General features: G+C 62.9%; 5 protein-coding genes. 2 read left to right on the forward strand and 3 right to left on the reverse strand.

Features of this window, described 5'->3' with window-relative positions:
* Positions 1–90 precede the first annotated feature (90 nt).
* Complete coding sequence (mksE, locus tag QRN22_RS16120; RefSeq protein WP_042556174.1) at positions 91–786, forward strand: Mks condensin complex protein MksE; 696 nt, start codon at positions 91–93, stop codon at positions 784–786.
* Complete coding sequence (gene mksF, locus QRN22_RS16125; RefSeq protein WP_042556173.1) at positions 783–3,617, forward strand: Mks condensin complex protein MksF; 2,835 nt, start codon at positions 783–785, stop codon at positions 3,615–3,617. The genes mksE and mksF overlap by 4 nt, the downstream gene beginning before the upstream one ends.
* A gap of 60 nt (positions 3,618–3,677) precedes the next feature.
* Here the strand turns inward: mksF and QRN22_RS16130 are convergent, their stop codons facing one another.
* Genes QRN22_RS16130 through QRN22_RS16140 form a run of 3 tightly spaced genes read right to left on the reverse strand, consistent with a single transcriptional unit; the run spans position 3,678 to position 7,237 of the window.
* A complete protein-coding gene (locus QRN22_RS16130; RefSeq protein ID WP_042556172.1) occupies positions 3,678–5,975 on the reverse strand; it encodes a PqiB family protein in 2,298 nt (765 codons plus the stop codon).
* Positions 5,968–6,591, reverse strand: coding sequence for a paraquat-inducible protein A (locus QRN22_RS16135; RefSeq protein WP_042556171.1), 624 nt, complete (start codon positions 6,589–6,591; stop codon positions 5,968–5,970). Before QRN22_RS16135 ends, QRN22_RS16130 begins: the two co-directional genes overlap by 8 nt.
* A complete protein-coding gene (locus QRN22_RS16140) occupies positions 6,578–7,237 on the reverse strand; it encodes a paraquat-inducible protein A (RefSeq protein WP_042556170.1) in 660 nt (219 codons plus the stop codon). The genes QRN22_RS16135 and QRN22_RS16140 overlap by 14 nt, the downstream gene beginning before the upstream one ends.
* Positions 7,238–7,734: the final 497 nt, after the last annotated feature.

Genomic DNA, 7,734 nt, shown 5'->3' on the forward strand with positions numbered 1-7,734 from the left:
GCCAACGCGGTCTTTTGTCCACCTTATTGATTGCCATGCGGTGGACGGATAAAGCGCCGTCCACCCTACGACTGCCCGTGAGCATGACGCATGAACATTGATTTGAAAGAAATGACCCAGCTCGCAGCCGCGTTCCGCGACCTGTTCAAGGGCTACCACATCTCGCGCAGCGAGCCCGAGTGCTACGCCCAGCTGTCCAGCATGCAGGATCAGTATCGCGCGCTGTTCCGCGCCCTGGGCTTCGAGCTGGTGTGCGACCCGCGCGGCTTCTACTACTTCGTGCCGGAGCAGGCCGCGCCGCAGGTCAACAAGACCGCCCAGCGCCTGGCGCTGTTCACCTTCATCCTGGTCGAGCACCTGGCCGATCAGGGTCGCGACCCGCTGTCGGTGCTCGACGGCGGCAGCATCGGCCGTGACGAGTTGCCGGCCCTGCTCGACAAGTACCGCGACCTGTTCCTGCAGGCCGAAGTGACCACCCATGAAGAGCTCGAAGACAAGGTCATTCGCCGCCTGACCCAGCTCGGTTTCGCCGAGGACAGCAACGGCGTGTACCGCTTCCTGCCGCCGATGCATCGCTTCCTCGACGTCTGCCTGGCGGTGCAGCACGACCGTGATCTGGCAGCCAGCCTGCACAGCTCGGAACTGTCGCTGCCGGCGCCGGTGCTGATCGACGATGACAGTGGTGACCCGATCATCACCCTCGACGATGCCGTCGAAGAAACCGAGGAACAAGCCATGGCCCGCGCCCTGGCCGAAGAGCGCGCTGCACAGGAGCAAGACGCATGACCCAGGAACGCTACGGCATCCGCCGCTTCGCTCTGCTGAACACCGCCGGCTACAGCCTCGGCCTGTTTCCGCTGGAAAACCCGCTGTCGGTCTATGGTGCCAACAACCTCGGCAAATCGGCGTCGATCAACGCCCTGCAGTTCCCGATCCTGGCGCGCATGTCGGACATGAGCTTCGGCAAGTACAGCCTGGAGCAATCGCGCAAGTTCTACTTCGCCACCGACACCAGCTACATCCTCGTCGAAGTCGCCCTGCCCCATGGTCCGCACGTGATCGGTGTGGCGGGGCGTGGCCCCGGCGGCGGCTTCGGCCATCAGTTCTTCGCCTACGCGGGCGAACTGGATCTGGATCACTACCAGCAGGGTGGCACCTGCCTGCGTCAGCGCGAGCTGTTCAAGAACCTCGGCCAGGCCGGCATCACCGCCTATGAGCTCAAGCCCGACGAACTGCGCCGACTGCTGGTCGGCGGGCACACCAGCATCCCGCTGGATCTGACCCTAATTCCGTTGCGCTCGACCAGCGAGCAGAGCCTGAAGACCTTCCGCGCGTTGTTCATCAACCTGCTGCACATGCGCGAAATCACCGCTGCCAAGCTCAAGCAGCTGTTCCTCGACGCTTTCGAGCACAGCCTGCGCTCCGGCAGCGTCGACTACATCGCCGCCACCGAAGAGGCCTTCCGCGACGTGCGCCGCATGGAGCAGGACTACCAGGCGCTGGTCACCGCCGGCCCGCTGATCGAGGCACTGGCGTCCGGCGTGACCCAGCGCGAACAGCTACGCGGCAAGCTGCATCGCCTGTCGCCGCTGCTCGACTCGCTGCTCGGCACCTGGCACGACTATGCCGATGCCCGCAAGGAAGAGCTGGTGATCCAGGCCGAGCACTACCGCAACGAGCAGGATGGCCTGCAGAACGATCAGCGCGGCGGCACTCAGGAACTGATGCGCATGGAGCGCGAGATCAGCGAGATCCAGCGCTGGCTCGGCGAGCTGGCGGTGCTGAAGAACCGCTTCGCCCTGGTCGACGACGTCAAGGTACTGGAAGCCCAGTTGCTGGCCGCCAAGGATGCCCACGACGAACTGGCCGGGGCCCTGGCGCAGTCCCGCCAGTTCTCCAGCGAAGACCTGGACGAACGCCTGCGCGATCTGGAGAAACGTCTCAAGTCGGTCAAGCAGCAGCTCGACCACGCCGACAACAACAGTTACTCGCGCCTGCGCGAAGAGTTCTCCCAGGGCGACGTCGATCGCCTGATGCGCCTGTTCAACGGCCAGCTATTCAGCCTGCCACTGGGCGAGAAAGGCATTCAGCTCGACGACGGCGATGTGTGGGTCAAATCCCTGGAAGCGATTCTCGACAGCTTCAAGGGCGAACACTTCCAGGTGCCCGGTCTGGACATCGACCTCTCGAACATCGAGCCGCCTGCCCTGCAGGCCCTGGCCGATCGCGCCGCACTGCGTGACCAGAAGGATCGCCTCGACCGCGAGTACAAGCAGCTCAAGACCCAGCAATCGGTGGCAGCCGACCGTGCCGCCAGCAAGGCCCAGGCCGAGCAGCTGTACCAGGCCGTACTCGACGCTCAGAAGGCGCTGGAAGACTTCCGTCGCAGCCAGACACTGACCGCCGAAGAAGACGGCAAGCTGGAAAAGCTCGCCCAGCTGGAAGGCGCTCAGGACGAACTCAAGCGTGCCAGTGATGCCTTCACCGAGCGCGTCCAGCAGCTCTCCGCCAAACTGCAACTGGTCGGCCGGCAGATCGCCGATCTGGAGGCCAAGGAGCGCACCCTGGAAGATGCCCTGCGCCGTCGCCAATTGCTGCCCGCCGACCTGCCCTTCGGCACGCCCTACATGGAGCCGGTCGACGACTCACTGGACAACCTGCTGCCGCTGCTCAACGACTACCAGGACACCTGGCAGGGTCTGCAGCGCATCGACGGGCAGATCGAGGCGCTGTACGCCCAGGTCCGCCTCAAGGGGGTCGCCAAGTTCGACAGCGAAGACGACATGGAGCGCCGCCTGAAGCTGCTGGTCAACGCCTACGCCCACCGCCAGGACGAAGCCCTGACCCTGGCCAAGGCACGTCGTGCCGCGGTGACCGACATCGCCCGCACGCTGCGCAACATCCGCAGCGACTACGACAACCTCGAGCACCAGTTGGCACTGTTCAACCGCGAGATCAACAAGCGTCAGGTTTCCAACCTGCAGAGCTTCCGCATCGTCCTGGCGCCGAACAAGGATGCCCTGCGGCATATCGATCAGATCATCCACAGCGCCGGTCAGTACGAAGAGGGCGAAACCCTGTCGGTATTCGACCTCAACCAGTCCAGCGAACAGGATGCCAAGAACGAAGAGGCCAAGGACTACCTGTCGCGCCTGGTCGCTGCCAACGGCAACCAGCTGGGCCTGAAGGATCTCTTCGAACTGGCCTTCGAAATCACCAAGGTACACGGCCAGCCGGTGATCCACACCGACATCGATGGCGCAGCAAGCAACGGCACCACGATGACCATCAAGGCGCTGACCAACATGTACCTGCTGCTGCACCTGATGGATCGCGATCAGGCTGGCCGCGTACGCCTGCCCTACTACCTCGACGAGGCGGCGGACATCGACGAGCGCAACCAGCAGGCGCTGATCGAGACCAGCCTGCAACTCGGTTTCGTGCCGATTCTGGCCTCGGTTAAACCTCAGGTCTCGGCCACCGTGGCCATCGATCTGGAAGGTGGTAGCGGGCCGAACGGCATCTACATCGACGAAGCCGACTGGAAGTACATCAAACGCCGCGAGCAAGCCGAAGCACCGGCAAGCAGCGAGCAGGATGCGGCCGAGCCGGCCTGATAGCGCTGTACAACGTAAAAGGCCCGCGTTTTCACGCGGGCCTTTTCGTTTACGGGCAAGTCACTTGGGCAGGGCGATTTTCGGCGCCCACTGCAGCCACTCCGGCTGCGACTCATCGAACAATGCGAACGTCTGCCCGGCTCTGGCCGTATTGCTGTCACCCTCCGGGGTGGCAAAGGCAACGCCGCCGGCAACCAGGGTTTCCAGGGACTCGGTGCGGACCGTCATGCCCTTGAACAAGCCGACATCGATACCGAAACCCGAGCTGTTCCAGAAACGGCTGCCGGTTTTCACCAACCCGGCATAACGCGGCTCAATGAGCACCTCGATCAGTACCCGATCCGCCGTGGCCCCCAATTCGTAACCCGTTACCTTGCCGACCTGAATTTCCCGGTAGGTGACCGGCGCTCCGGCCTTCAGCGAGCCGCGTCGCGCGGCACTCAGCACCAGGCGCAGGCCTGGCTCTTCGGCGACTTGCTCCGGTGGCTGCTCCAGAGCGACGAACTCGCTCTGCCGACCGTTGCTCTGCGCCGACGGCAGCACGTCGATGTACTGGCCACCGATCAGCGTGTCGAGGTTGGCGGCACCGGCAAGGCTCAGTTGAGGCTTGACCACCCAGAAGCGCGAGCCGGGCCGCAGCACCTGTTTGGCTGCCGTGGTGATCCGACCATGCAGCATGACTGCCTGCAGATCGTCGGTCAGCTCGACACGCTCGATCTTGCCGATCTGCAGCCCCTTGAAGCGGATCTCGGTGCCAGGTGAAAGGCCGTCACCCCGTGCAACGCGAATGCTCAGCGCATCACCGTGCTGCATCGCGGCATCGCGGTCGGCGTACAGGTTGAAGCGCTGCACGCGCTTGGCATCGGCCGGTGCGCTCAGGTCATCGGTCTCGAACGAAATACCGCCTGCCATGAGGGTCTGCAGGGATTCGCTCTTCACTTCGATACCGGACAAGCCGCCCTTGAGCGTTATCCCGCTGACGTTCCAGAAGCGCGTGGTGACGTTTACCAGCCCGGCATATTCCGGCTCGATGTGCACGCCAACTACCACCTGCTTGTTGTCTCTGGCCAACTGAAAGCTCTGCACAGTACCCACTTTCATCTGCCGGTAAAGGATGGGGCTGCCCACATCCACCGAGCCGAGCGTATCGCTGAACAGCACCAGGTGCAGGCCTTCGGCACCTAGATCCAGTGGGGGGGCCTTGGCCCGGGCGACGAAGTCCCGACGCGGCGCACCGCCCAGCTCACCGGGGCGAATGGCGATGTAGTTGCCCTTTACCAGCGCCTCGAGCCCCGTGATGCCAGCCAGGGAGATCGATGGCTTGACCACCCAGAACTGGCTGCCCTCGACCAGATAATCTTCGGCTAGAGGGTCCATCGCCAGTTCGGCGGTGGCACTTTTCAAATCCGGATCGACCTTGAGGTTTTTCAGCGTGCCCGCCTGGATCCCCTTGTACATGACTGGCGTACGCCCAGCCTGGAGCCCCTCGAAGTCGGTCAGTTTGACCACGGCCTTGATACCCGCCTGGGCGGCATCGAAGTCCTCGTAGAGGCGAAAGGGTTTGCTCGGGTCGGTAGGCGGGCTGTCCTTGCGGTGCTCAGGTGTGGCGAAGGCGATGCCTCCCGCGACGATGCTGGCCAGAGACTCGCTGCGGAACTTCACGCCGGAGAAGTTGGCATCGACGCTGATGCCGCTGGCATTCCAGAAGCGCGTATGTTTGCGCACGAGATCGGCATAGGCCGGCTCGATGAATACCTTCACATCGACCGAGGTCTGGTCATTGGCGAGCTCGTAGCTTTTCACCCGCCCGACCTGAATCTGCTTGTAGAACACCGGGCTGTCGCGGTTCAGCGAACCCAGTCGCTCGGCCTTGAGGGTCAGGTGCAGGCCGGGTTGTTCATCCGAAAGCGGCGGCGCCTGCGGCAGCGCCTGGAAATCGTAGGTCGGTTCACCGTTGCCAGGACTGACGGCGATGTAGTTGCCGGAGACCAGCGTTTCCAGACCGGTGATACCGGCCAGGCTCACACTCGGCTTGACCAGCCAGAAGCGCGTGCCGGCACGCAGTTGGTACTCGACGTCCTTGCTCATCTCCAGCGTGGCGATCACCCCACGCTGCTTCTCGCTCTGGTCCAGGGTCAGGCTCGATACCTTGCCGATCGACATGCCCTTGTAGACGACCTCGGTCTTGCCTGCCTCGATGCCCTCGCCGCTGGCGAACACCACCTGGATCTCGATGCCTGCATCACTGTAGGCACGCCAGCCCAGCCAGCCGCCAATCAGCAAGGCGATCAGTGGCAGCACCCATATCGCGGACCAGTTGGAGGCCGGACGCGTCCTGGCCGTGGGCAGATCATTCATGGTCGTCATCCGATTCCGTGTTATCCCAAATCAATCGAGGGTCGAAGGTCAGTGCTGCCAGCATGGTCAGAATCACCACGCTGGCGAAAGCCACCGCTCCCATCCCTGGCTCGACGCTCGCCAGACTGCCGAATCTGACCACCGCCACCAAAATGGCAATGACGAAGATATCCAGCATCGACCAGCGCCCGATCCATTCGATGAAGCGGTACATCAAAATCCGTTGGCGCGCCGACATCGGCTGATGGCGCTGCACCGAGTAGAGCAGCAGGCCGATCCCGACCAGCTTGAAGGTCGGCACCAGGATGCTGGCGATGAAGACCACCGCAGCAATCGGCAGCATGCCATGTTCGAAGAGGGTGATGACACCCGACATGATGGTGTCCGGCTGCCCCTTGCCGAGGGAATTGACCGTCATGATCGGCAGCAGGTTCGCGGGAATGTAGAGAATGGCTGCCGTGATCAGCAATGCCCAGGTACGTACCAGGCTATTGGGCTGGCGAGGATGAACCCGCCCCCCACAGCGCGAACAGAACTGGCGCTTCAGCTCGGGCTCGTGACGGTTGAGCTGGTGGCATTCGTGGCAGATCAGCAACCCGGCATCAATGGCGCGCACTGATATCCTCCCCTGCCAGAGCTTCCCAGATCTGGTGGGGCGACATGGTCACCTCCAGCCAGACCTGCACCAACAGCAGCGCAATGAAACAGAACAAGCCGAAGCCCAGCGACAAGGCGGCGATATCGGCCAGTTTGACGATGGAAACCAGAATGCCCATCAGGTAGACCTCGAGCATGCCCCACTCGCGCATGTGGTGATAAATACGGTAAAGCAGCAGCCCGTAACCACGACCGATCTTCAGGCTGATGCTCAGCAACACCAGCAGTTGGCAAAGCAGCTTGAGCAGGGGCACTGCCATGCTGCACAGGAACACCACCACGGCGATGCTCTGCATACCGCTGTTATAAAGGCCCAGCACGCCGCTCCACACCGTATCGTTGGCGGTTTGCCCCAACAGGGTCAGATGCATGATCGGCAAGAAGTTTGCGGGGACATACAGCAGAAGCGCCGCGAGTACCAGAGCGAGGCTACGGCGCACCACCTGGTGACGGTGGTTGTAGAGCTCATAGCCACAACGCGGGCATTCGACGCTCTCACCATCTCCGATGTGCGGCTTGCGCATGAGCAGATCGCATTCATGGCATGCGACCAGCTCCGTCAGAGGTACTTCAGCTAACGACTGCTGCTCGGCCGACTGGGGCATGGATGGAATTCTCGAAGGGATCGAACCATTCTAAACGAGACCCCGTCGGCGGCGCACAGTTGTGCCGATAATTTCCGCTTGCAAACATTTCCCGGGTTACCGGGGCTGGCGTCGGTTACGTCCGTTGTGCGTAGGCGGAAGGTATTTGAGCGCCCCAGTGAACCCATGCCTGCCTCGGTCACCCCAGCCGACAGAGCCACCTCAAGGCCCCGCAGGGCAGAAGACGCTTCACCCTTGCACCACTGCCCCACGCGCAGGACGACCTGCTGTAGGAGCCAGCTTGCTGGCGATGCTCTTGAGCGCGGCTCGCCAGCAAGCTGGCTCCTACACGTGCTCCGTAGCCTGGGCTGGCGACGCGAAACCTGGGGCGCGATCCGTAGGGTGGAAGACGCTTCACCCTTCCACCACGCCCCGCGCGCAGGACGGCCTGCTGTAGGAGCCGGCTTGCCGGCGATGCTCTTGATCGCGGCTCGCCAGCAAGCTGGCTCCTACACGTG

Source organism: Pseudomonas sp. MEJ086, assembly GCF_030209025.1.
Classification (GTDB): Bacteria; Pseudomonadota; Gammaproteobacteria; order Pseudomonadales; family Pseudomonadaceae; genus Aquipseudomonas; species Aquipseudomonas fulva_A.

Excerpts from the sequence above, each read along its gene's own strand:
- mksF (WP_042556173.1), top strand. The coding sequence starts at position 783 with ATGACCCAGGAACGCTACGGCATCCGCCGCTTCGCTCTGCTGAACACC.
- QRN22_RS16130 (WP_042556172.1), bottom strand. The coding sequence starts at position 5,975 with ATGAATGATCTGCCCACGGCCAGGACGCGTCCGGCCTCCAACTGGTCC.
- mksE (WP_042556174.1), top strand. The coding sequence starts at position 91 with ATGAACATTGATTTGAAAGAAATGACCCAGCTCGCAGCCGCGTTCCGC.
- QRN22_RS16140 (WP_042556170.1), bottom strand. The coding sequence starts at position 7,237 with ATGCCCCAGTCGGCCGAGCAGCAGTCGTTAGCTGAAGTACCTCTGACG.